At 56.7% G+C, this 21,937-nt stretch carries 25 protein-coding genes; 9 read left to right on the top strand and 16 right to left on the bottom strand.

Annotated features, from left to right (window positions below):
- Nucleotides 1–12: 12 nt before the first annotated feature.
- The 10 genes from ACP7BO_RS09800 to ACP7BO_RS09755 form a co-directional block, all read right to left on the bottom strand.
- The gene (locus ACP7BO_RS09800; RefSeq protein WP_426209953.1) at nt 13–402 is read right to left on the bottom strand and encodes a hypothetical protein; all 390 of its coding nucleotides are present in this window, start codon (nt 400–402) and stop codon (nt 13–15) included.
- 8 nt (nt 403–410) lie between these two features.
- Entirely contained in the window at nt 411–917 is a 507-nt protein-coding gene (locus ACP7BO_RS09795) for a hypothetical protein (protein ID WP_003445772.1), read from the bottom strand.
- Nucleotides 918–1,115: 198 nt separating this feature from the next.
- Nucleotides 1,116–1,430 (bottom strand): acid-activated periplasmic chaperone HdeA, encoded by a 315-nt coding sequence (gene hdeA / locus ACP7BO_RS09790; protein ID WP_060692646.1) that lies wholly within the window; start codon nt 1,428–1,430, stop codon nt 1,116–1,118.
- 266 nt (nt 1,431–1,696) lie between these two features.
- Nucleotides 1,697–2,734: a zinc-dependent alcohol dehydrogenase family protein gene (locus ACP7BO_RS09785; RefSeq protein ID WP_426209951.1), complete on the bottom strand. Its 1,038-nt coding sequence runs from the start codon at nt 2,732–2,734 to the stop codon at nt 1,697–1,699.
- A gap of 158 nt (nt 2,735–2,892) precedes the next feature.
- The gene (locus tag ACP7BO_RS09780; RefSeq protein ID WP_426209949.1) at nt 2,893–3,246 is read right to left on the bottom strand and encodes a hypothetical protein; all 354 of its coding nucleotides are present in this window, start codon (nt 3,244–3,246) and stop codon (nt 2,893–2,895) included.
- A gap of 252 nt (nt 3,247–3,498) precedes the next feature.
- Nucleotides 3,499–4,806 carry an MFS transporter gene (locus ACP7BO_RS09775; protein ID WP_397456850.1) on the bottom strand — a complete coding sequence of 436 codons (1,308 nt, stop codon included), beginning with the start codon at nt 4,804–4,806 and terminating at the stop codon, nt 3,499–3,501.
- A 178-nt stretch (nt 4,807–4,984) separates the two neighbouring features.
- On the bottom strand, nt 4,985–6,325 hold the full coding sequence (locus ACP7BO_RS09770; RefSeq protein WP_426209947.1) for an amidase: 1,341 nt from the start codon (nt 6,323–6,325) through the stop codon (nt 4,985–4,987).
- 7 nt (nt 6,326–6,332) lie between these two features.
- Nucleotides 6,333–7,010, bottom strand: a complete 678-nt coding sequence (locus tag ACP7BO_RS09765) for a DUF2848 domain-containing protein (protein WP_060692656.1) — start codon at nt 7,008–7,010, stop codon at nt 6,333–6,335.
- A 23-nt stretch (nt 7,011–7,033) separates the two neighbouring features.
- A complete protein-coding gene (locus ACP7BO_RS09760; protein WP_060692658.1) occupies nt 7,034–7,723 on the bottom strand; it encodes a GntR family transcriptional regulator in 690 nt (229 codons plus the stop codon).
- 216 nt (nt 7,724–7,939) lie between these two features.
- Nucleotides 7,940–8,215, bottom strand: a complete 276-nt coding sequence (locus ACP7BO_RS09755; protein ID WP_426209944.1) for a DUF2798 domain-containing protein — start codon at nt 8,213–8,215, stop codon at nt 7,940–7,942.
- Between the two features lie 130 nt (nt 8,216–8,345).
- Between ACP7BO_RS09755 and ACP7BO_RS09750 the strand changes: the two genes are divergently transcribed.
- On the top strand, nt 8,346–9,287 hold the full coding sequence (locus ACP7BO_RS09750; RefSeq protein WP_426209942.1) for a LysR family transcriptional regulator: 942 nt from the start codon (nt 8,346–8,348) through the stop codon (nt 9,285–9,287).
- Nucleotides 9,288–9,312: 25 nt separating this feature from the next.
- On the opposite strand, the gene ACP7BO_RS09745 is transcribed toward ACP7BO_RS09750, so the two are convergent.
- The 4 genes from ACP7BO_RS09745 to ACP7BO_RS09730 form a co-directional block, all read right to left on the bottom strand.
- Nucleotides 9,313–9,666 carry a hypothetical protein gene (locus ACP7BO_RS09745; RefSeq protein ID WP_426209940.1) on the bottom strand — a complete coding sequence of 118 codons (354 nt, stop codon included), beginning with the start codon at nt 9,664–9,666 and terminating at the stop codon, nt 9,313–9,315.
- A 145-nt stretch (nt 9,667–9,811) separates the two neighbouring features.
- Nucleotides 9,812–10,633: a MinD/ParA family protein gene (locus tag ACP7BO_RS09740; protein WP_397456856.1), complete on the bottom strand. Its 822-nt coding sequence runs from the start codon at nt 10,631–10,633 to the stop codon at nt 9,812–9,814.
- Nucleotides 10,634–10,699: 66 nt separating this feature from the next.
- Complete coding sequence (locus tag ACP7BO_RS09735; protein WP_426209938.1) at nt 10,700–12,379, bottom strand: SulP family inorganic anion transporter; 1,680 nt, start codon at nt 12,377–12,379, stop codon at nt 10,700–10,702.
- 717 nt (nt 12,380–13,096) lie between these two features.
- A complete protein-coding gene (locus ACP7BO_RS09730) occupies nt 13,097–13,864 on the bottom strand; it encodes a transporter substrate-binding domain-containing protein (protein WP_426209936.1) in 768 nt (255 codons plus the stop codon).
- Nucleotides 13,865–14,045: 181 nt separating this feature from the next.
- On the opposite strand from ACP7BO_RS09730, the gene ACP7BO_RS09725 reads away from it, so the two are divergent.
- On the top strand, nt 14,046–14,582 hold the full coding sequence (locus ACP7BO_RS09725; protein ID WP_426209934.1) for a GNAT family N-acetyltransferase: 537 nt from the start codon (nt 14,046–14,048) through the stop codon (nt 14,580–14,582).
- A gap of 245 nt (nt 14,583–14,827) precedes the next feature.
- Here ACP7BO_RS09725 and ACP7BO_RS09720 read toward each other — a convergent pair whose 3' ends face one another.
- On the bottom strand, nt 14,828–15,406 hold the full coding sequence (locus tag ACP7BO_RS09720; RefSeq protein ID WP_397456863.1) for a chorismate mutase: 579 nt from the start codon (nt 15,404–15,406) through the stop codon (nt 14,828–14,830).
- Between the two features lie 162 nt (nt 15,407–15,568).
- On the bottom strand, nt 15,569–16,273 hold the full coding sequence (locus ACP7BO_RS09715) for a hypothetical protein (protein ID WP_426209932.1): 705 nt from the start codon (nt 16,271–16,273) through the stop codon (nt 15,569–15,571).
- Between the two features lie 203 nt (nt 16,274–16,476).
- On the opposite strand from ACP7BO_RS09715, the gene ACP7BO_RS09710 reads away from it, so the two are divergent.
- The 7 genes from ACP7BO_RS09710 to ACP7BO_RS09680 all read left to right on the top strand — a co-directional run bounded on the left by ACP7BO_RS09710 (nt 16,477) and on the right by ACP7BO_RS09680 (nt 21,824).
- The gene (locus ACP7BO_RS09710; protein WP_426209930.1) at nt 16,477–17,364 is read left to right on the top strand and encodes a serine hydrolase domain-containing protein; all 888 of its coding nucleotides are present in this window, start codon (nt 16,477–16,479) and stop codon (nt 17,362–17,364) included.
- Nucleotides 17,365–17,523: 159 nt separating this feature from the next.
- Nucleotides 17,524–18,081 carry a GTP cyclohydrolase I FolE gene (gene folE / locus ACP7BO_RS09705; RefSeq protein WP_426209928.1) on the top strand — a complete coding sequence of 186 codons (558 nt, stop codon included), beginning with the start codon at nt 17,524–17,526 and terminating at the stop codon, nt 18,079–18,081.
- An 83-nt stretch (nt 18,082–18,164) separates the two neighbouring features.
- The gene (locus tag ACP7BO_RS09700) at nt 18,165–18,707 is read left to right on the top strand and encodes a DUF3833 domain-containing protein (RefSeq protein WP_426209926.1); all 543 of its coding nucleotides are present in this window, start codon (nt 18,165–18,167) and stop codon (nt 18,705–18,707) included.
- On the top strand, nt 18,704–19,414 hold the full coding sequence (locus ACP7BO_RS09695; protein WP_426209924.1) for an SDR family oxidoreductase: 711 nt from the start codon (nt 18,704–18,706) through the stop codon (nt 19,412–19,414). The genes ACP7BO_RS09700 and ACP7BO_RS09695 overlap by 4 nt, the downstream gene beginning before the upstream one ends.
- Nucleotides 19,415–19,428: 14 nt before the next feature.
- The gene (locus ACP7BO_RS09690; RefSeq protein ID WP_397456868.1) at nt 19,429–19,734 is read left to right on the top strand and encodes a DUF6482 family protein; all 306 of its coding nucleotides are present in this window, start codon (nt 19,429–19,431) and stop codon (nt 19,732–19,734) included.
- Between the two features lie 235 nt (nt 19,735–19,969).
- Nucleotides 19,970–20,800 carry an alpha/beta fold hydrolase gene (locus tag ACP7BO_RS09685; RefSeq protein WP_397456870.1) on the top strand — a complete coding sequence of 277 codons (831 nt, stop codon included), beginning with the start codon at nt 19,970–19,972 and terminating at the stop codon, nt 20,798–20,800.
- Nucleotides 20,787–21,824, top strand: a complete 1,038-nt coding sequence (locus ACP7BO_RS09680) for a GGDEF domain-containing protein (RefSeq protein WP_397456871.1) — start codon at nt 20,787–20,789, stop codon at nt 21,822–21,824. Before ACP7BO_RS09685 ends, ACP7BO_RS09680 begins: the two co-directional genes overlap by 14 nt.
- Nucleotides 21,825–21,937: the final 113 nt, after the last annotated feature.

Raw genomic sequence — 21,937 nt, 5'->3', positions numbered from 1 at the left:
TTCCTTGGTCGATTAACGATTGTCTCGCGGCTGTAGCGATGGAGCAGTTGGCTTGATGGTCGGCGGCGGTGTCTGGCTGCGCGGGTAACCATTACCGATTTGCCCGTTTTCGATAGACGGCTGGCGCACCACCGGAGCTGTCGACGGGCCTCTTGTCGCCGGGGTGGCGGGGATCGTGCCCTGTCGGCTGTTGGGGTTGATGCGCCGGATTGTATTGTCTGCGGGAGCAGAATTGGGGCTCAGGGTATTTTGAGCCACCCACCCGGCTTGGGAAGAGGTATCGGCCAGCGCCTGGGTGGCAAGTACAGATCCCAAGAGCAGGCATAAATAGCTGGACCGGATCATGTTCATCATCGCCCCCGTGGTTTGTTCATCCCATTGATCCTTTGAGGGGCCGCTCACTGACAGGTTCAATCTTCAGGGCCGATCTCTATGACCACTGACTCCCGCGCCTCCTCTAAAAGCGCCTGACGACAGACCTGATAACAGTCTTCGATATGACCGTTGCCGACCATTTTCATCACGCCAAAGCTGATTGTTGCTGCGACCGCCTGCCCCACAAAAGGGACAAAGCGAATCACCGACTTGGTCGCCACCTTGGTGCCCATCTTGCGTACCAGCGACATGACCAGCGTTCGACTGATGAATTTACCGATGACTTCACTGCCAATGCCGGAAACCGCAACCACAATCAGGCGCCTGGACCGCGAGTCCAGCCTCTCGATTTGCTGCGGGGTCAATCCGAACTTGCTGTTGATGGCCGGCAACATTTCCACCAGCAGCGCCACATCGGTGCCGATATCCAGGCCCGGGATCGGAATGGCAGCAGCACCCGCCGACACGGCCGAGCGCTTGGTGACCATGGACTTGCATTCGTCACGAATGCGATCAAGCTCAGCCAATGACCTGATTAACATAGGGTTCCCTCTGACAAATAGACATAAAGCGGACGTAGTCTACTACGGCCTTCAGACCGCCAAGGCAGGTCTGTTCTTGATGTAGAGGGTAGACGGGGCGAGAAATTCACAAGGACAGATGAGGTTTTTTTGCGGCGCACGGGTCAGGGCCGGGAGGGGGGGATTAGCCTGTACTCTCGTGAAGTACAGGCTAGTGCATTACACGTCTTTTTTGACTTTGGCCCACTCGGACTTGATTTTTTGCACGAAGGATTCGGTCGGCGTTTCCTTGCAGGCAGTGATTACCAGCGGGGTGATTTTGGCAATGCCGTCCACGTCCAGTACTGCATCCTCAACCTGGCCTTTCTTGTTCACTGCTTCACCCAGACCGATAGCAGTGGGTTGATAGCTTTCATCAACTGCCAGAAAATCCGCGCACGTCCATTTCGCAACAGGCTGCTTGGCATCAGCTTGTGCCAAGCCCGACAGTGCTACAAGACTGACAGCGCTCAACAGCAGAATGTGCTTCTTCATATGAATATTTCCCTATTATCAAAAAGAGTCGATGTATTTCTTCCTGCCGCCAAGAACATAGTAGTGAATGCATTAGCTGTCAAAAAATCACTACAACTTATTTATTCTTTCAGCGCCTGAAACACTATGAGTTTTTATTTAAAAGACACACTAAACCCGAACAGAAATCACATTATCCGTTCAGCACCTTTATTAACTAAGCCCCAAGTTTCGCAGGATCCCGACACTCGGTCAGGATGCCTGCTGCATTGGGTATGCCGGGCCGTTTATTGAGAAAGAATGACCTTCATCGCCTTCTCCTTTGCCGCATTGCCGAACACCTCATACGCCTGAAGAATGTCGTTGAGTGCGAACCGGTGGGTAATCAGCTTGCTGGCATCAACCTTCCCGGACTGCACGGTCTTCATGAGCATGGGCGTGGTGTTGGTATTGACCAGCCCGGTCGAAATGGTGACGTTCTGGATCCAGAGCTTTTCCAGATGCAACTCGACACTTTTGCCATGCACCCCCACGTTGGCAATGCTTCCTCCAGGGGCCACGACCGACTGACAGGTATCGAAGGACGCTGGAATGCCCACCGCTTCAATCGCCACATCCACCCCGACCCCCTGGGTCAGCTCGAAGATGCGTTCAACTGCATTCTGCGTGTTGATATCAATCACATGGGTAGCGCCAAAACGCTGCGCGACTTCCAGACGGTTGGTATCGCCATCGACCATGATCAGCAAGGCGGGCGAGTAAAACTGCGCCGTCAGCAAGGCGGCCATACCCACAGGGCCCGCCCCGACTATCACCACACTGTCACCGGGCTTGACCTTGCCGGCGAGTACGCCGATCTCGAAGCCGGTTGGCAAAATGTCACTGAGCATCACCAGCGCTTCTTCATCCGCGCCGGCGGGTACCGGGTACAGACTGTTATCGGCATGGGGAATACGCACATATTCGGCCTGGGTGCCGTCAATCGTATGGCCCAGAATCCAGCCGCCGTCAGCGCAATGGGAGTACATCTGGCGTCGGCAGTTAGGGCAGCTGCCGCAGGAGGTAATGCATGAAATCAGGACATGATCACCGGGCTTGAAGTTGCGAATCGCCGGGCCCACCGCCTCGACCACCCCTACCCCTTCGTGGCCCAGCACCGTGCCTTTGGTGACCTCGGGTACGTCGCCCTTGAGGATGTGCAAATCGGTGCCACAGATAGTGGTGTGCAAAATACGGACAATGGCGTCGGTGGGCTTGTCGATGACCGGCTTGGCGATGTCAGACCAGGCTTTGGCACCAGGTCCCTGATAGGTGAGCGCTTTCATGGTGGCTTTCCTTAGTCAGATCAAAAAACAGCAGCGTTGGCGCTGATGTCACTCAAGCGCCAACCCCAAAGTCGTTCGATGCAGTTAAGCAGCCTTTCGTCTATACGCTCTTGCCGCAGGTCATAAAGTCCACTGTTACAGCGGCCGGCCTATCGCCCCTAGCCTTTGGATGACACCGAAAAGTCGGTTTCGCCTCTGGCGTCGGATTTGAGTTCAACCTTGTAAGTCTTGCGGGTGCCACAGCCGGAAACCTGCCAGGTTTCAACCGCTTTGCTGATCGACCCGGTGGGCGATTGCTCAATACTGGCAATCGTGGTGTCCACATTGCTGATGGACCTGCAGTTGGTCATGGCCGAGAACAGGCCCTGCACATTAACCAGCACATCCTTGCGCAGAACGGGGTCAGTGACCGACTGGCCGCTGAACGGTGGACTATGGGCGCAGCCCGTCAGCGTAGCGGCGGCGAAAACGATACTGATGAGTGCAAAGTGACACGTGTTCTTGATCTGCATATTCACTCCTTGAAACGGCTCCATGCCGTGCCTGAACCCCGGCAGCCTAGCAGTATCGGAGCACCGCCGGTATCAGGCACCCACCTTGCCCCATTAACTGAACATTGGTGCCTCGCCCGGATAATATTATTCAGGCGCGCCGCGACTTCGATAAATAAAAGTATCTGCAGTGGCACCAGGGGTTTAATACTCGGTGGCCGTTTTTAATTATTCACCGCCATGCTCCATGGCCAGCGTTGCCATTAAATAACGTTAAACTTTACTGACTTTTATACCTTTGAAAAACAGCAACAGTAATACCCCCGCCAGTATTTCAAAACCGGCCACCATATATAGACCGGCCGCCAGGCTACCGGTCTGGGTTTTAAGCCAGCCGATCATATAAGGCGCCACGAAGCCCGCCAGATTGCCGATGCAGTTGATCAGGGCAATGCCCCCTGCTGCCGCAGTGCCTGCCAGAAATGCACCCGGAATTGACCAGAACACCGGGAAGGCCGCAAGAATGCCCATGGCCGCAACGGTCAAGGCGATGAGTGCCAGGACTGCGTTACCGATAAACAGGCCGGTGCAGATTAATCCCAGCCCCGCGAGGATGGCTGCCATGGCGCAATGCACCCGGCGCTCAGCGCTCTTGTCAGAATGAAATCCGTTCCACAGCATCGCCACGGTCCCGAGGATAAAAGGGATAGAGGACAGCAGCCCGATGTGCATGGTGTCATCCACGCCCAGGGATTTGATCACCGAGGGGGTCCAGAACGCGATGGTGGCGTTGCCGCTCACCAGGCAGAAGTACACCAATGCACACAGCCACAACTTGGGGTAACGCAACAATGTGCGCAGGTCGCTGTGTTTACCCGGCGCACTGTCTTCACGGGCAATAGTGTCGGAAACCATTTTGCGCTGTACCGCGGTCAGCCATTTGGCATTGGCCGGTTTCTCCGGCAGATAGCGCAACACCAGAAACCCGGCGATCACCGAGGGAATACCTTCAAGGATAAACAGCCATTGCCAGTTGGCCAGACTGCCGACCCCCACCATGCGACTCATGATGAAACCGGCCAGTGGCCCGCCGACTACGCCGGCAATCGCGAAAGAGGTCATGAACATGCCGTTGATCTTGGCGCGCTGAGCCGCTGGAAACCAGTAAGTGAGATACAGCACCACACCCGGAAAGAAACCCGCCTCAAAGGCCCCGAGCAGAAACCGCAATACATAAAATGACCAGGCGCTTTCAACATAGGCCATGGCGATGGAAGTCAGGCCCCACATGATGGTGATGCGCGCCAGGGTGCGACGGGCACCGATTTTTTCCAGAAGCAAATTGCTTGGCACTTCGAAAAAGAAGTAACCGATAAAGAATATTCCCGCTCCCAAACCATAGACCGCTTCGCTGAAACCCAAGTCCTGCAACATGGACAGTTTGGCGAAGCCGACATTCACCCGGTCAATCCAGGCCAGTACGAAAAGAAATACTAAAAACGGCAACAGGCGCCAGGCGATCTTTCGATAGACGGCACTGACTTCGGCCGCTACGGGGTCGAAGTCGAGCTCTGAATCCATTGTTGTACTTGGGTTGCTTCGGTTCATAAGTCATCTCGTCAATACGTTGCGCTGTGAACCCCGCCAGCCGATTTTCAGGCGAGCGCCGGCGCACGGTGGTTCGCCGTGGCGTTCAGGGATGAAAGCAGTAAGGAAAAATCAGGCAGGCAGCGCCTGCCCTCTAGTTAAAGGCAACGCATCAGGCGTTTCCTCGCAACAATGCCTCTACCGCACGGGACACTTGCAGGACGCGCGCGTCTTGCCCGTGCAGCCCCGCGATAGATAGCCCCACAGGCAACTCTTCGGCGAGCTGGCACGGCAAACTCAAGGCGCAACCGTCGAGAAAATTAATCACGCTGGTATTGCGTAGCACGAGGCCATTGGTGGCGAAGAAGCTTTCGTCATCGGCAAGGTCCGCCAGCGTTGGCGGTACCACAGCAACACTGGGCATCAGCCAGGCATCTGCATCGCCCAGACGCTCGCGGGCAACGCTAATCAGGCGCTGGCGTTCGGCTTGTGTGTCCAGATAGTCAGCAGCCCCAATGGCCGCACCACGACGAATTCGCTGGGCTACCCGCGCGTCATATTTGTGCGCATCGTCGCCTTCCAGCCAGTGGCGATGCCCCTGCCAGGCTTCGGCGGCCGTCAGCCCGCCAGCGGCATTGATCCGGGGCAACTCGTGCAGCTCGGGGAAGTCAAACCAGCGGATGCTGGCACCCGCCGCGGCGAGCAGGCCCAGGCTGCGCTCGAAAGCACCTGCCACGCACGCATCCAGCTGATCGAGGACAAAATCGCGGGTCACCGCCAGACGCAACCCAGCCAAAGGCGGTTTGCGGGTATCCAGTTGCTCGCCCGATAGAACCCGGTCCAGCAGGATGCTATCGGCGACACTGCGCGTCAGAGCACCAATGGAGTCCAGGCTAGGAGCCAAGGGGAAAGTACCGGTTTGCGGTACCCGTGAAGCACTGGGTTTGAACCCGGTCAGGTTGCAGAACGCTGCCGGAATCCTGATCGAGCCACCGGTATCGGTCCCCAACCCTGCGACTGCCATGTCGAGCGCCACGCTGACCGCGGCGCCGGAGCTGGAACCCCCGGCGATGCGCTGGGTTGCGCAAGGGGTCAGCGGCGTACCGTAGTGAGGGTTCAACCCCAGGCCGGAAAACGCAAACTCACTCATGTTGGTACGGCCCAGCAGAATCGCCCCCGCCGCTCGGAGCCGCTGCACGACCACTGCATCGTCGCTGGCCTGCGGTGCATCGGCCAGCAAACTGGAACCGCTGGCGGTGACCTGCCCGGCCACATCAAACAGGTCCTTGATCGAGACCGGCAGCCCGGCCAGGGGCGACGGCACATAGCCCGAGGCCCGCGCCAGATCGCTGGCACGGGCTGCCAGCAAGGCGCCTTGAGCATCGACGCTTATATAGGCAACCCCGCCCGCCGCGCGGTGTTCCTCGATGCGGACCAATGCCTGTGTAACCAGAGCCTCGCTGGTGGTGCGACCATCAGCCAGGTCCCGGGCGAGCTGTGCAATATCTTTCATTGTCTGTTCACTCCGCCACAGGCAGCGACTCGACACCGTACTGGTGACGCAGGCTGCGGTTCAGTACGGGATCGAACAGTTCCATTTCAAAGGCTTCGCCATAACCCAGCTCGCCAATCACCGATTGCGTGCCGCAGAACATCGCGGTGTCGGCAGGCAACGACGCAGCACTGTTGAGTTTGCCCAGCAAGGTTTGCGGCGCCAGCAAATTGGTTACCGGACCTTGCTGATAAAGCGCCCGTTCGCCATCACGAACACGCCAGGTACGCATCACCAGTTGGTCCCAATGTTCCTGAACTTCGCTATAGCGCCACACTTGCTGCGCAATCGGCTTGTCGCACATCTGTTTGGACACCGTGACGTCATAGCTTTCAACCTTGCGATCCGTGTGATCCGAGCCCAGACCGATCAGCAGCCCTTGTTCGCTTGGAATCAACACAAACTCGGTCTCGCCGGAAGAGTCCTTGCCCGGCACCTGGATGCACTCCCCGGTGTTCAGCAGGCTGGCCGATACCCGGTAGAAACACGGGATCTGCGTAGGGCGGCGCACACCCAGCGCTTCCAGTTCTGCAATGTGGTGCTCCACAGCTTCACTGTTACGCCCTGCCCAGCCGGCAATGATCAAATGCTTGATGCTGGCGTGGTGCTCACCTTGGCCGACGACGTTAAAAGTCAATTGAGTCATGAGAGAGTGCTCCGGATCGATGGTTAAAGGGTGCGCATGATGGCGCGACGGAAATCGTCGATGTGGTGATGGATCGCAGCGACAGCGGCATCGCCGTCACGCTGCTCCACCGCCTCGAGAATGTGCATGTGCTCGTCGTAAATGCGCTGGCTGTGGTGGTTTTCCGACAGCGTCAGGTACCAGAAACGCGCCTGTTTTTCGTGAAGGTTGCGCAACAGTTCAGCCAGGACGCGATTGTGCGCGGCGGCTGAAATCGACATATGGAATTGCAGGTCCAGCGACATGAGCCCGGTCACGTCGTGGTTGGCCAGCAGCTGTGGGGTGCGCTCAAGAATGTCGCGCATCGCTTTAATGTCAGTGTCGTGGGCACGTTCCACGGCCAGCTTGATGCACAGCTGTTCGTTGGAAACACGGACTTCGATCATATCCAGCACATCATTGAGCGACAGCGCGGTCACCATCACCCCTTTGCGCGGCATGATCGTGACCATGCCTTCCACCTCAAGGCGGTGCAGCGCCTGGTGGATCGGCGTTCGGCCAAGCCCCAGCAGTGCAGCCAGTTGTGCCTCGTTGATGGCGTCCCCAGGACGAAACTCGCAGCTGATGATCCGCTGCTTTATTTGCGCATACGCGAGCTCTCGCAGTTGGGCGGCGCTTTTGATCAGCGGCGGCGCGGACTGGAGATGGCTGGAAACATCAATGGATTTAGGCATTTTCACTCCTGATATTCATCTGATATATCAGATGAATATCAGACAAAGCAAAGCCTGTGCCAGACTCTGCGCAGTGACTGAAAACGCCGGTTTATAAGGGATCTATGACAGTTGCGATGGGCACGGGCATGCCTTGATGGGTGTTACTTGTTACTTTTTTGCCCGGTTCTGGACCCGCACGCACTGTTTGTGTGCGAGCCCAAAGATCTGCAGACCCTAGGGGTGCGGCAGGACAGTGACAGACACTAGCCTGACCACAACAGGACGAACCACAAGAATGCACAGAAAGGCCACAGGCATTGCCAGGCGATAGGCACTCAGGGCATTGCTAAGGTAATTCGCATCAATTCCCGAGTTGGCTGCCGTGATCACCAGCGACATCAAAAACGCCATGATGGCCGACATGTAGAACGCAAAGACATAGGGGGTCATGCGTGCAGAGAGCCTTAACCGACTGAAAAAACGGGTACCTGAAGAAGTATTTGAGTTCATGTCCAACCTTTGTAATCTCGAGTTCCAGAGAGAGACACACCCTATCAAGAACAAAAGTAAGCAACTAGACGGCTCTCTCTGCTTACTTTACAAAGGAAAACTTACGAATCGCCTTTCTTCAGGATCAGCCATGAATCTACTCGCGGCCATTGCCAGCTTTATCAAAGTGGTTGAAACCGGCTCCATCGTGGGAGCGGCGAAACACCTGGGGCTCAGTGCCGCAGCCGTGAGCCAGACGCTCAATCGCCTCGAGGAACACCTGGGCACCCGCCTTCTGCTACGCACCACGCGCAGCATGGCGCTCACCGAAAGCGGAGCGCTCTACTACGCCAAAGTGCAGCACATCATTGCGGATCTGGAATCGGCCCACTCTGCCATCAGCGAACCTGATGCCGAACTTCAAGGCCGATTGTGCATTGCCTCCACCTCTGCGTTCGGGCGCCATGTGCTGGCACCGCTGGTTGCAGGCTTTGCCGCACGCTACCCGCGCCTGACACTCGAACTATGCACCACCGATAGCAAAATCAATCATATTCAAACAGGGATTGATCTGAGCCTGAGGATCAAGCCGCAACTGGAAGATGGAATTGTCGCGCGCAAGATCGTCTCCGTCCCCTTCCTCGTCTGCGCCGCCCCCTCCTATCTGGAGCGGGCGGGCTGGCCTGACTCCCCGGACCAACTCCAACAACACGCCTGCCTGGGCTTTCGCTACCCACTGGATGGGCGCTTCCTGCGCTGGGGTTTTATCCGCGACGGGCAACATTACTATGCGCCACTCAATGTGACCGCCATGAGTGACGATATTGACGCCCTCGCCCGAATGGCCGCCCATGGTGCCGGTATTGCCCGACTGGCAGAATTTGTGGCCGCGCCTTTTATCCAGTCCGGACAACTGGTCACCCTGCTGGAAAACAGCCATGCGCCAAAAGAGTCCAGTACCGAGCCGCTGGACATCTATGCCTGTGTCCAGGATCGCAGTGCCATGACCCCCAAGGTGAAGGCGTTTCTCGATTACTTGACTGCCCACCTGGAACAGCGCTGGCCGAAGACAGAGTTTTTTGCCGCGCCTTGATCAGACTGGTGGGCGGCAATGACAACTATCCAAGGTTGGGCGGGCTGGCAGCAGACGCGACATCTTTGCAAGACGGGTTGAGGTTTTTCCCGGTCAACGAAAGAGGCCGGAACTTCGAATACAGCCAAAGACCCACTACGCAAGCGCTGCCCAGAATGACGCCAAAAAACAGCGCCAGAAACAGGCCGAGGAAAATCCCAGCCAGAATCGCCGAAAACCCATGCACCTGTTGTCCATTCCAGCTGACCGTATCGAAACCGAAAAAGGCCAATACCCCGAGTACAAGGCCGACCGTCCCGAGTGACGTGACCAGCCCGATAAAAAACAGTTTGTAGATCGAGCCGGTACTCAGTCTCTGCACTGCAAATGTTGAGAACATTCGATGACCTTCTGTCGTTTTATTTACACTCCAGGGCGCCTTGCAAAACATTGCTGCCCATGACTGCGCAACGCCCTGCTGCTCGTTTTCAGGCTAGTAGAGCGCCGGGCATCCAGCCACCGGCAGCGCTGGATGCCAGCTGAGATTACCTTAGCGAATTTTGAACAAGCCCCTCGACGAAGAACTCGATATGCCCGCGCGGGCTGCCCTGCATGGGCCAGGTGTCGATATTTTGCGCAATGGCCCTGAATGCTTTTGCACTCTTGGAGCGCGGATAACTGCGGTACACGGCTCGCTGTTGAAGCACCGCCTTGCGCATGTCCTGGTCGTACGGGATCGCGCCCACAAACTGCAGCGTGACGTCCAGAAAGTTGTCGGTGATCTTGATCAACTTGGCGAACAGCCTTTGGCCGTCCATTGGGGTGTGCTGCATGTTGGCCAGAATCCGGAACCGGGTTATTCCGTAATCACGATTAAGCAGTTTGATCAGGGCGTAAGCATCGGTAATGGACGCCGGCTCGTCACAGACCACCAACAAGACTTGCTGCGCAGCGCGAACGAAACTGACTACCGATTCGCCCACCCCCGACGCGGTATCAATCACCAGCACATCGAGCGTGTCAGCGATGTCACTGAAGACCTGGATCAAGCCTGCGTACTGCGCAGGCGACAAGTGTGCCAGGCTCTGGACACCCGATGCAGCGGGGACAATATGAACCCCACCGGGCACTGGCATCATCACATCGGCCAGCTCGCAGCGACCTTCCAGCAGATCGGCAAGCGTGTACCGCGGGGTCACGCCCAGCAGTACACCTATATTTGACAACCCCAGATCAGCATCAAGCAGCACTACCCGCCTGCCGAGTTCCGCCAGGGCCAACGAAAGATTCACTGCCACAGCCGTCTTGCCAACGCCCCCCTTACCGCTGGTTACGGCTATGACTTGTACAAAATGCCCGCTATCCATAATGCCTTTTACCTTCCTTGAGCGACGTGTAGGCGTACACGTGGCTGCGAGGGTAACTGAATAGCGCTAGTTGTGGCTGTTTCGTTGCTCCCCTGCGCCCTGCAGCGCCAGTTGCACCGCGTCGTCGACACTCAAGCCGGTTAACAGCACATAGGGGTACACTGCCTCTGGCAACGCTTGCAACACTTCACGCGCCTCATGCCGCACACGGGCCAGCACCAGCCTCCTGCCCTCAGCCCGCACCTGAGTAAAAAACCCGGCCAGGGCTTCGATACTGGTGCCATCCAGGTCCGGTGATTCTTCCAGGCTGAGCACCACCGTCTGTATCGGAACCGTCGCCCTGCGCATCAAGCCTGAAGCGGCCCTGAGAATTCGCTCGGCATTGGCAAAAAACAGCGCCTGGCCGGGTCGTATGATCAGCAGGCCCGGTATCTCCCGGGCATCGGGATGGTGCAGGCGATCGACAAAGTCATGGCCATCCCCCATGCGCCCAAGCACCTGCGTATCCGCAGATGACATTTGACGCAGCATCAGCACCACACTGATCGCCACAGCCACCAGCAAACCGTCCAGCACACCCAGTATTACCACCGCCGTGACGGCAGCAACCACCAGTAACCGGTCACGTTTCCAGATGAAGTAGCGGGCCAAAGGCTGCAGGCTCAAACTGCGGCCCAGGGCATAGATGACAATGGCCGCCAGTACCGGCTCCGGGGTCAATGCCACGAAGGGCAACACGGTGAGCACAATAATCAGCACCACAAGAGCCGCAAACAGCCCGGCCAGGCGCGAGCTGGCACCGGCTGCTTCATTGGCTGACGTCGCCGAATAGCCCGCACCGACCGGCATCCCGTGCAACAGCCCGGACACCAGATTAGCCGCCCCCAAGGCCAGCAGATCACGGTTGGAGGACACATGGTCAGTATGCTTGAGGGCAAACGAACTGATGGAGCCATACGACTCTGCGTACAAAATCATGACCATGGCAAACGCCAACTCCCCCAGGCGCAGCCAGTCAGCGAACGGCAAGCGCGGCAAATGGCCCAGTTCCAGTTGCAGGTCGATCACACCGATCAAGGCCACTCCGTGGGCCTGCAAATCCAGCCACTGCCCGGCGCCAATTCCGAAGATCACCACCAACAGCCCGCCCGGCAATGACCGAACCCGCGCGCAGAGCCACAACAACAGCAACGAACAACCCGCCACGGCAATTGCGGGCCAGTTCCACCGGGGCAGTTGGTCCAGTAACTGGGGTAAAAAACGGATCAGGTTGTTATCCGCAAGATGCACCCCGGCCACGCTGGCCAGTTGCTTGAGAATAATCGTCAGCGCCAGACCGAAAGCAAAACCACGCAGCACTGGTCTGGCAATAAAAGAGGTGACGCCACCCAGTTTGAATAGCCCGGCCAACAGGAAAAACACTGCACTGGTGAGTACCAGCCCCATCGCCAGTGACAGCCTCAGGGCTGAATCTCCACCGGCCAGACTGGCCGTAGCGGCTGCCAGTACCGCCGCAGACGATGATGTCGCAGACACGATGGCATAACGACTGGTGCCAAGCAGGCCGTAGCACACCAAACCGGCAAACAAGGCAATGACACCCGCCTGGGGAGGCAACGCGCCAATGCTGGAATAGGCCACCGCCTCGGGAAGCAGCAAACCGGCGATGGATAATCCGGCCAGCAAATCCTTTAGGCGATTGGTTTGCGGCGAGGAGCCGGTGTCTGCGTCGGGTAGAGTTTTCAATCGGTGCGCCCCATCGGCAGATAACACACTTACTGGCTTTGCGCCGAAGCACAAAAGTTCGCCCGGGGCTGCAGCACATTCCTTGCGCTTAAGATTTTCTAGAGCTCGCGCATCATGGCACGGCGCACGCTATATAGCCGACCTCTAGCGACAAGCATAATCTTCACGCCCTCAGATCCCGAAAGGCGGACATCGGCAGATTTATCCGAAGGCTGCAGAGCGTTCAAACGTGACCGGGTTGTCAGCCAATGATTTTTCTACGGCTCACACAAAATGCGGCCTGATGCTCTCCTGCATCAGGCCGCAGCGGGTGTGGCTCTGTGGTAAACCGACTCTGCCTCTTAGAGGCAGGGCAAGGGGAATGATGCTGCGAATGCAATGCTAGTAACGGTGATATTCCTGGCCTGCGTGATCGCGCCCACGATCTTCATGGTCGCGTCCACGATCATGCCCATCGTGCCAATAAGGCCAGCACCCTCCCAGTAGCAATGCTGCTGTTAATGCAAAGATCCAGACAGTTGTTCGTTTCATGTGAGTACCTCCGGCCAGACGAAGCCTGACCCAGTGTTATTTTGAGTGCGACACACTCAAGAGGTTCACGCTGGCTCGCCCGGTATTTTACTGCTGCCGGGCTCTTCGCCAGCGCTCACTGCGCGGGCATCTGCAACCTGCACAATGTGGCGGACAGGTTGCTGAGCCTGCCCTGCATCACACTGCTTACTCCGACATTTTCCATTGTCTGGCGAGCCGGCTTTTTGATTCCCCGGACAACAAAGTATTGACCGCTTCCAGCAAATACCGGTTCTCCTTGTCCATCATATAAACTTTGTCGCTTGCTGTTCCGGGCAAGATGTTGGGGGTCGACACACAGAAAACACCCGGCTCTTGGCTCTGGTAATAGTCGCCTTCAATCAAGTCGGTGAACATGACGTCGGCACTGGCGCTGCGAATCCCCTGCAGGCTGGCAATATTATCCTGAGCACGGACAATCTGCGCTTGCCTGATGTGCTTATCGACATACTCCTGGTTAGTGCCCCCCGGGTTGACAGTGACCCGCACGCCCTCGCGATCAATCGCTTCCAATGATTCAAACTGCCTGGTTTTGACGCATTGGGTCATGGCGATCTTGCCATTCTTGACCACCGGTGCAGAGAGCCCGAACTGGCTTTTTCTGGCCGGCGTCTCAGTTATCCCGCCCATTGCGATATCGAACTTGTCTGCTGCCAGGTCAGCAGACAGTGTTGGCCAGCTACTCAACACGAATCTGACGTTGAGTTGCTGTTCATTGGCCAATGATCGCGCCATATCAATATCAAAGCCGACCAGTTCGCCTTGCTTGTCGTGAAAAGCCAGCGGCGCATAATCCCCGGGCACGCCTACCCGCAGCTCTGCACTTTGCTTGATGTCCTGCCAGCTTCTGGCGACCGCGGCCTGGGTAACTGACAGCGAGAGCAGGATCAGACATCCCATATACGTTTTATTCATGACTTCCCACCTGGATACTGAAGTTATTTTTATAAGGGCTTTGAGGGTGCCGCCAAGGCGCCGGGTGTTGTCCAGGCCTAAGCACCCGCATGGACGCAGTGGCCGTATTGCTGCGCATCCTGTAGATATTAGCTTTCACCCACTGAAGCGATTATGTGTTCAAGCACAGGGCCCGGCACACATGAGAATTACAAAAGCACCAGAAGTCGATTATCCGGGTATTTCTCTTCGCCAGCTGGAGCGCACAGATATACCGCAATGGTACGCGTACCTTTCAAAGCAGCATGTGGTTCAACACACCAGCTGGAACTTGAGCTCAGAGCGCGATCTGCTGCCCATGTTCGACGCAATAGACTCAACGCTTTTTACCTCGATAAGACGGCTGGCAATCATTGACGGGGTCAATGACAACATGATTGGAACCATCGGATTGCACTCGATATCAGAAGCCAATAAAAGTGCGGAAGTGGCTTATGACCTGGCGCCTGAATTTTGGGGCAAAGGCATTGCCAGTGCAGTTTGCTCGGCATTTACACAATGGGCTTTTTTAGAGTACGGCTTCATTCGGGTGCAAGGCACAGTGCTTGAAACCAACCTTGGCTCGGCCAAGGTTCTAAGAAATAGCGGATTTCAGTTCGAAGGCAGGTTGAGGTCATTCAGGATCGTGCGCACAAAACCAGGCAACTTCGATATGTATGCACGCCTGAGTACTGATTGACCCGGGCGCCCCGTATTTACGTAGCCGCCCCCAGGCATAACTGGCCCGCTCTACGATTGAGCGGGCTTTTTTATGCGGCCTGCATCGCCGGATGCGGTTATCAATCTCGAACCGCTGCGCGCCGAGCGAGAGTCTTCCGCGCTTTCCGGGAGCGCTCGGCGAATGGGCAAATCCCTGATCCCTACGTCTGGCCTCAAGCCTCAGTGCGCCAGGCGCTACCCATGGGGCCGGCCACGCAGCCTGTCCTAACGGGGCTTGCCCCCGGAGCACAGTTCCCCGGTCACACGGATCAATGCCAGCTTGTGTAATGGATCCTTGGCCAAGGCTGAGCGTGCCTGGTCCACCCAGCGTGAACAGCCCGGGTCGTTGCGATACGGGGCAAAAGCCGCGTACTGCTGCAACAGACGTGTTTGCAGTTCATCCAGCTGCGCCCGGATCTGCGTTGAGAGATCGGAGCGCGGGACGTCCGGAGCTTTGCCGGCGGCCTGCCATTGAGCCAACAGTCCGTATTGCACCAGTTTGTTGCCCTCGATCTGGGCAGCGAGCAGTTCGGCCACGGCATCCGGGTCAAGCTGACGGGCTTTGGCCAGCATTCGGGCATTGCCGATGACTTGTGCTTCGCGAGCACTGTCCTGGATCGGCTTGCCACTGTCCCATTTGCTGAGGGCGACCTGGTCCGCGATGTTCAGTCGCTCATTCATGGTTGCGAGCAACAGGTTTAGAGATTCAGGTGCCGGTGCAGACGGGCTGGCGTGGGCATTACCAATGGCAAGGCTGAGGGCGCAAGCACCAAGCAGACGGGAAAAAACGGTACGGCCGGACATGGACGGATCCTTTTCGCTTGAATAGTCAAAAACTCCAAAACAGCAGGCTTTTATACTGATAAATATCAGCGTGTAACAGCTTTGAGGTGCACCTGATTAATGTCCGCTCAGGCCTGGCAGAACACAAAATGCAATACGCCGAGCCCCGGATTCAACCCGCTTTCAACGATGCGGGTCTTGCCGGGGCTCAAGCTGCGACGCAGTGCCCATTGCGCCACCGTCGCCGCCTGCACCACCACCACCACCACCACCTTTAGCGCCGCCCTTTGAATCGCCCTTGTCGCCTTTGCCGCCACCCGAAGATGACGGACGAACCGGCCCTTGCCTTGGAATCGAAAGCGCTGCGGGAATAGGGTCAAGATTAAGCACCACACGAATGAAGTCACGCAGGGAAGTAACCAGTTCGGCTGTATGAATGGGGCGGCCAGCCACAAGCTCAGTGGCAGCAACCGCGGCCAGGCGAACCTGCTCCTCGGTGCCCAGCAAAATAATGTCGGAAAGCGCCGCTTCGACGGCATCGCGTACCCGCCTTGAGCGGTCGCCATTGCCTTGTCCGACAACAGATTGCAACGTCTCGCTGTCGGCGGCCGGATCCAGGCTGGCGGCGGCAGTATCTGCCCTGCGACGCAAATCCCGCAGATGTGTGGGATCGACTTCAAGGTTCCCGGTGAATGAACCACCCAGGGTTTTGTAAGCCGCGATGAGCGTGCGCAACCGTTCGTTGATTTGGCGGTTTTCCCGCTCCCGCCGTTGCTGGATCGTATGCATTGCGAGCAGTCGGATACCGACACCGATTACGGTTATCAGGACTAACCCCAATAGCGTTGAGAGAATGCCCTCCCAGGAACTGAAATCCAGATAGCGCATACTGACTCCAAGGCTCGAGCGGGAGGGATCATGCCGCTTGTGGGTAGGACACTCTAGCAGCTGGAAAAGTGCATCCCGACAACCTGGGCAGTTCACCTATCCTTGGCGTACCGGCGAGGGTCTGGCTCACCTGCAGACGATTTCACACAGTGGATGAGATATCTTGTCGAACTGTCGATTCGCTCAACATGCCAGGGAAGCCAATGCTCAGCTCACTCGTGTCAAATGGTCTGCTACAAACCCCTGACCGATTAGAGCCGATGGTCCCCTGGTGGAGTTTTACCAAAACAGTACTGGCTGCAACAGCCCTGTCGTTGGTACGGGACGGGCTGATCAGGTTGGACGACCCGGTGCTTGATCAGCCCTTCACGCTACGCCAGCTACTGCGCCATGAGGCCGGTCTGGCTGATTACGGCGAGCTTGCGCAGTATCACGCCGCCGTTTCGAACAATGAGCCCGCCTGGCCGGCCAATGAAATGATGCAACGTCTTGACGGTGCTCAACTTCGATACAGTCCCGGAACCGGTTGGCGTTACTCCAATGTGGGCTACTGGTTCATCGCCAGGCTGATTGAACGGCTAACTGATCTGACGCTTGATGACGCGGTGATTCAACGGGCACTTTGCCCTCTGGGCCTGTCGAACGTTCGCTTTGCCAAAACGCGAGCAGACTTACAAACGACCCATTCTGCAAGCTCCTCAAATTATGACCCCGCCTGGGTTTATCACGGTCTGTTGATCGGCCCGATATCTCAAGCAGCGCTATTTCTGGATCGACTCCTCTGCACAGACCTGCTCTGCCCGGGCTTGCTCCTGGAAATGCAAACAGCACGAAGATTGGGCGGCCCGATTCCCGGGCGCCCATGGATCACCCCGGGCTATGGTCTGGGTGTGATGCAGGGGTCGATTGACGGCGGATATTCCCTCTGCGGGCACACAGGTTGCGGGCCCGGCAGTGTCATTGCTGTCTACCGCGTTTGCGACGGCGATGCATCGGCGTGTAGCGCTGTATTTGCGGCCGGCGCCAGTGAAGGTGCCGTCGAAACCATCGTTGTTGAACAGTTGATGCAAGCTCTGCGGCAGCGGGGTTGAAAGGTGAGGTTTTCGCATCTGCACAAAAAAATTGCCGATTCATTGTCAGGTGATTTTTTTCAGCCTATCTTGAACAATACCTATACAAAGCACTTAGCCTCGTACAACTCTTTGGCTATGGATTGGCACTCACGCTTATCACCGCCGCGAGAAACTTGAATGAACCCACTATTAGCCAGCCATTACCGTGAAATTCTCGTCGGCGTCGGTGAAAACCCCGAGCGCGAGGGGCTGTTAGACACGCCCAAGCGTGCCGCCAAAGCGATGCAGTACCTGTGCAATGGCTACACGTTGAGCTTGGAAGACGTCACCAACGGTGCCTTGTTCGAGTCACAGAGCGATGAAATGGTGATCGTGCGCGACATCGAGCTTTATTCCTTGTGCGAGCACCACATGCTGCCCTTTATCGGCAAGGCGCATGTGGCGTACATCCCTACCGGCAGGGTACTGGGGTTATCAAAGGTCGCGCGAGTGGTTGACATGTTCGCGCGTCGCCTGCAGATCCAGGAAAACCTCACCCGCCAGATTGCCGAAGCCATCCAGCAGATCACCGATGCCGCCGGTGTGGCGGTGGTCATTGAAGCCAGGCACATGTGCATGATGATGCGCGGGGTAGAGAAGCAGAATTCGGTCATGACCTCCTCTGTGATGCTGGGCGCCTTCCGCGATAGTTCGACGACGCGGCAGGAATTCCTGCAGCTCATCGGACGACGATAAACCTGTACAGAGGGCTGCCAACCGTACAACCCCATGGTTCAAGACTTGACCCTCATCACCGGTGTAGTCCAGGGAGTAAGGCAATGACCCGATTTGTGCTGTTAGTGGCACTGGTACTCAGCGTCGCGAGCTGCTCCAGTGTGGATGTCGCCCGTTATGCGGATCAGCAACCGGCATTGAACCTGGAGCGTTTTTTCAGCCAGCCCGTCAAAGCCTGGGGGATGTTTCAGAAGCGCAGCGGTGAGGTTGCCAAGCGTTTCGAGGTCAACATCGTCAGCCGTCGCGAGGGCAACAACCTGATTCTCGACGAGCGCTTCCTGTACAGCGACGGCACCCGCCAACGCCGCGTCTGGACCCTCACGCCAGAGGGCCAGGGGCGCTGGAGCGGTCGCGCGGATGATGTGGTGGGTGTCGCCAAGGGCCAAGTCGCTGGAAACACGTTGCACTGGCGTTATCGCCTGAACCTGCCGGTCGGCGACTCGAGCTACGAAATGAGCATGGACGACTGGATGTACTTGATGGACGAGGACACGCTGATCAACCGCACCCGCATGTCCAAGTTCGGGGTAGAGGTCGGCCAGGTGACCTTGTTCTTCCGTCGCCAGGCCGTCGGAGCAAACCAATGAGCCACACATTGACCATGGCCTCGCTCGGCGACGGTTATCGCGCGCTGGTGATCGGCGCCAGTGGAGCCCTCGGCACGGCCTTTTGCGAACTGCTCAAACAGGATCCGCGCTGTGCCGGGGTTCGCGCGCTGGGGCGCCATACCGTTCCCGAGCTGGACCTTGAGCGACCCGAAACGATTGCCAACGCCGCCACCGAACTGGCAGCCGAAGCGCCCTATCAACTGATCGTACACGCTGCCGGCCTGCTCCATCGCGACCGGATCAAGCCGGAAAAAAGCTTCAGCGCGATCGAGCCGGAGGCGCTGCAGGCCGTGTTTCAAGTGAACACGTTGGGGCCGGCATTGGTGTTACGCCACTTTCTGCCGCTGCTCGAACCTCGGGGAGCGATGGCGATGCTTTCGGCGAAGGTCGGGAGCATTGGCGACAACCGTCTGGGCGGCTGGTACGCCTATCGCGCCTCCAAGGCTGCGCTGAACATGCTGATCAAGACCGCCGCCATCGAACTGGCGCGTACCCGCCCGCAAAGCCGCTTGCTCAGCCTGCACCCGGGCACGGTTGTGTCGGGGTTGTCGCAACCTTTTCGCGGAGCCACCAACGCCCGCCCGGCAGACATTGCCGCGGCCCAATTACTGACCTTGATTGACCAGTTGACGCCGGCCGACAGCGGCCATTTCTTTGCCTACGATGGAGAACGCCTGCCCTGGTAGGCAAGGAGTGAAGCATGAACCTGCATACCCTCATCGAACATGCGGCCAACACTGAAATACGCGAGCTGGAGCTGCTGTCACTCGAAGGTGGTTTTTATCTGGCACGGATCCGTCTGGATCACGGCCAGTTCACCTTGCTTGATAATGCAGCCAAGCCGATGCACCTGCGTTCGATCTCCCACCTGCGTGAATTGCTGCAGAGCGTGCCGGCCTTTCCTTGCGTGATGGTGCAGCAATGCGTGCACGACGAAATGTGCGGCCGGGATACAGGTCCTGTCGAAGAACTGCGCATTCCGTTTTCGCTCACCACGCCATTATGAATTGGAACGGATTGCAGTAGTCACTGGTCTGTTCCCATGAACATAGCCTTCATGGGCCACAGGGCCATCCAGGATGAGCCCGGCAGGCGCTTGCCAATTAGAAACCACAAATACTGGCCATGTGCCTGCCATTTCAATTGCCACGAACGCTATACTCGCGCCCTGTTTCGACGCGACTTAGTGGCTGAATTTGGATATCTGATCGCCGGAGCTCTTCACAGGAGGTGTAGTAGAAGTGGATGTCATCCAGCGCAATAACGTTCAACAATTACTGCACGCGAGTCCGCATGCACCTGTCTTGCTGTATGCACATGGGTTTGGCTGCAATCAAGACATGTGGCAACTCCTGACACCCGAGTTTTCCTCCAGTCACCGGCAAATAGTGTTCGACTATGTCGGTAGCGGTAAATCAGATGTACATGCATTTGATCCTGACCGGTACGGGTCACTCCTGGGATATGCGCAGGACTTGATCGAAGTTTACGATGCCCTCGAACTCTCGAATAACGTAACCTTCGTCGGGCATTCAGTAAGCTGCAGCATCGGCATCCTGGCTTCAATACAACGCCCTGAGCTTTTTTCACACATGATTCTGGTAGGCCCCTCGCCTTGTTTTTTGAATGATCCACCCAATTACAGTGGTGGCTTTGAGCGAGAGGATCTCGAAGCATTGCTGGAACTAATGGATCAAAACTACATTGGCTGGGCGCATTACTTCGCGCCTCTAGTTGCGGGTTCAGATTCTGACCAGCCACTCACTTCTCAACTGACTGGCAGTTTCTGTTCAACTGACCCGGTCATGGCGCGGCGCTTTGCCCAGGCAACGTTCTTCTCCGACATTCGTGAAGACCTGGGCCGTTGCACAATACCGAGCCTCATTCTGCAGCATCGCAGAGATGCTCTGGTGCCTTTGCATGTCGGGGAGTACCTGAAGAGTCATCTGAATAACAGTCGCCTGGAGATTATGGACGTCACGGGACATTGCGCTCACATGAGCCACCCACAACTAGTGGCCGCGAACGTTTATCAATACCTGTCAAGGAGCAACCGTTGTGTTCTACCTTGAACGCTTGCCCTGCCCCGTACTGATCACAACCTGTAATGGTCACGTGCAGCACACCAATCAAGACTTCAAACGGCTGGTGAAGCCTGAAGACGGCGACAACATGGACCACTACTTTCCTCCCGCCTGCCGTATATTTCTTCAGACCCATGCCTGGCCTTTGCTGCTAAAAAATGGAGAGTTTAATGAGCTCTACATGCAACTATTGGCCGCCGACGGGCAACTGATACCGGTGATGACTAACGCGCGGATAAGTGACGTCGAGGGCAAACGTATAGTGATCTGGCTTTTTTTCGTGGCCAAAGAACGGCAACGCTTCGAGGCCGTACTGTTAAAAGCACGGCATGATGCTCAAGAGACAGCAATCAAACTGGCCGAAGTGAACACTGAGCTAAAGCATGCCAATGCTCAACTCTCCCAATATGCGACAGAGGCAAGAACAGAAGCAGACCAGTTCGCACATCTGAGCCTTACTGATCCGTTAACAAGTTTGGGAAACCGGCGTGCACTTTCGCTAAATATCGAACAGTGGGTGCACTGCGCAAGCGGTGAGTCAACAGGGAGCTTGCTGCTTATAGACATTGATTTTTTTAAACAGGTCAACGACCGCTTCGGACATGCAGAGGGCGACAAGACTCTGCGTAAGTTGGCTCAACAGCTATTAGACAGCGTTCGCACTCAAGACACCGTCATTCGCCATGGCGGCGAGGAGTTTGCGGTGTGGTTACCCAACTCAGACAAAGAAGGTGCGAAACTTACGGCCAAACGAGTGCATGATCATATTTCACGGGTTCAGGTGGCCGGCCAACACATCACTGTAAGTATTGGTATTTCAAGCCGGGCGCTAAATGAAAAAGAAACCGAAACCTTTCTCGAGCAGTTGCTCGCACAGGCAGATACTGCGCTTTATCAAGCCAAAGCACATGGGCGTAACCGCACCGTTTGTTTTTCTGAACTTGAGCCTCCACCGTTCAACTATAAACCCAGATTGGTAAACCCTATTTATTCAGTTAGAAAAATGACATGAGCGACTAAATCCAGAGTCTTTCCCTCTTCACTTTCTGCAAATCGGTTGCGCTGAGTAATTATTTGCGGGTGATCGACATACACTGCCCTTATGAAAAAACCTCACAGGGCGCA

This window comes from Pseudomonas sp. TWR2-1-1 (assembly GCF_049897045.1).
Classification (GTDB): Bacteria; Pseudomonadota; Gammaproteobacteria; order Pseudomonadales; family Pseudomonadaceae; genus Aquipseudomonas; species Aquipseudomonas versuta.
This window is presented reverse-complemented; position numbering and strand designations above follow the sequence as displayed.

Coding starts and splice junctions, on each gene's coding strand:
- ACP7BO_RS09795 (WP_003445772.1), bottom strand. CDS start 917: ATGTTAATCAGGTCATTGGCTGAGCTTGATCGCATTCGTGACGAATGC.
- hdeA (WP_060692646.1), bottom strand. CDS start 1,430: ATGAAGAAGCACATTCTGCTGTTGAGCGCTGTCAGTCTTGTAGCACTG.
- ACP7BO_RS09785 (WP_426209951.1), bottom strand. CDS start 2,734: ATGAAAGCGCTCACCTATCAGGGACCTGGTGCCAAAGCCTGGTCTGAC.
- ACP7BO_RS09780 (WP_426209949.1), bottom strand. CDS start 3,246: ATGCAGATCAAGAACACGTGTCACTTTGCACTCATCAGTATCGTTTTC.
- ACP7BO_RS09775 (WP_397456850.1), bottom strand. CDS start 4,806: ATGGATTCAGAGCTCGACTTCGACCCCGTAGCGGCCGAAGTCAGTGCC.
- ACP7BO_RS09770 (WP_426209947.1), bottom strand. CDS start 6,325: ATGAAAGATATTGCACAGCTCGCCCGGGACCTGGCTGATGGTCGCACC.
- ACP7BO_RS09765 (WP_060692656.1), bottom strand. CDS start 7,010: ATGACTCAATTGACTTTTAACGTCGTCGGCCAAGGTGAGCACCACGCC.
- ACP7BO_RS09760 (WP_060692658.1), bottom strand. CDS start 7,723: ATGCCTAAATCCATTGATGTTTCCAGCCATCTCCAGTCCGCGCCGCCG.
- ACP7BO_RS09755 (WP_426209944.1), bottom strand. CDS start 8,215: ATGAACTCAAATACTTCTTCAGGTACCCGTTTTTTCAGTCGGTTAAGG.
- ACP7BO_RS09750 (WP_426209942.1), top strand. CDS start 8,346: ATGAATCTACTCGCGGCCATTGCCAGCTTTATCAAAGTGGTTGAAACC.
- ACP7BO_RS09745 (WP_426209940.1), bottom strand. CDS start 9,666: ATGTTCTCAACATTTGCAGTGCAGAGACTGAGTACCGGCTCGATCTAC.
- ACP7BO_RS09740 (WP_397456856.1), bottom strand. CDS start 10,633: ATGGATAGCGGGCATTTTGTACAAGTCATAGCCGTAACCAGCGGTAAG.
- ACP7BO_RS09730 (WP_426209936.1), bottom strand. CDS start 13,864: ATGAATAAAACGTATATGGGATGTCTGATCCTGCTCTCGCTGTCAGTT.
- ACP7BO_RS09725 (WP_426209934.1), top strand. CDS start 14,046: ATGAGAATTACAAAAGCACCAGAAGTCGATTATCCGGGTATTTCTCTT.
- ACP7BO_RS09720 (WP_397456863.1), bottom strand. CDS start 15,406: ATGTCCGGCCGTACCGTTTTTTCCCGTCTGCTTGGTGCTTGCGCCCTC.
- ACP7BO_RS09715 (WP_426209932.1), bottom strand. CDS start 16,273: ATGCGCTATCTGGATTTCAGTTCCTGGGAGGGCATTCTCTCAACGCTA.
- ACP7BO_RS09710 (WP_426209930.1), top strand. CDS start 16,477: ATGCTCAGCTCACTCGTGTCAAATGGTCTGCTACAAACCCCTGACCGA.
- folE (WP_426209928.1), top strand. CDS start 17,524: ATGAACCCACTATTAGCCAGCCATTACCGTGAAATTCTCGTCGGCGTC.
- ACP7BO_RS09700 (WP_426209926.1), top strand. CDS start 18,165: ATGACCCGATTTGTGCTGTTAGTGGCACTGGTACTCAGCGTCGCGAGC.
- ACP7BO_RS09695 (WP_426209924.1), top strand. CDS start 18,704: ATGAGCCACACATTGACCATGGCCTCGCTCGGCGACGGTTATCGCGCG.
- ACP7BO_RS09690 (WP_397456868.1), top strand. CDS start 19,429: ATGAACCTGCATACCCTCATCGAACATGCGGCCAACACTGAAATACGC.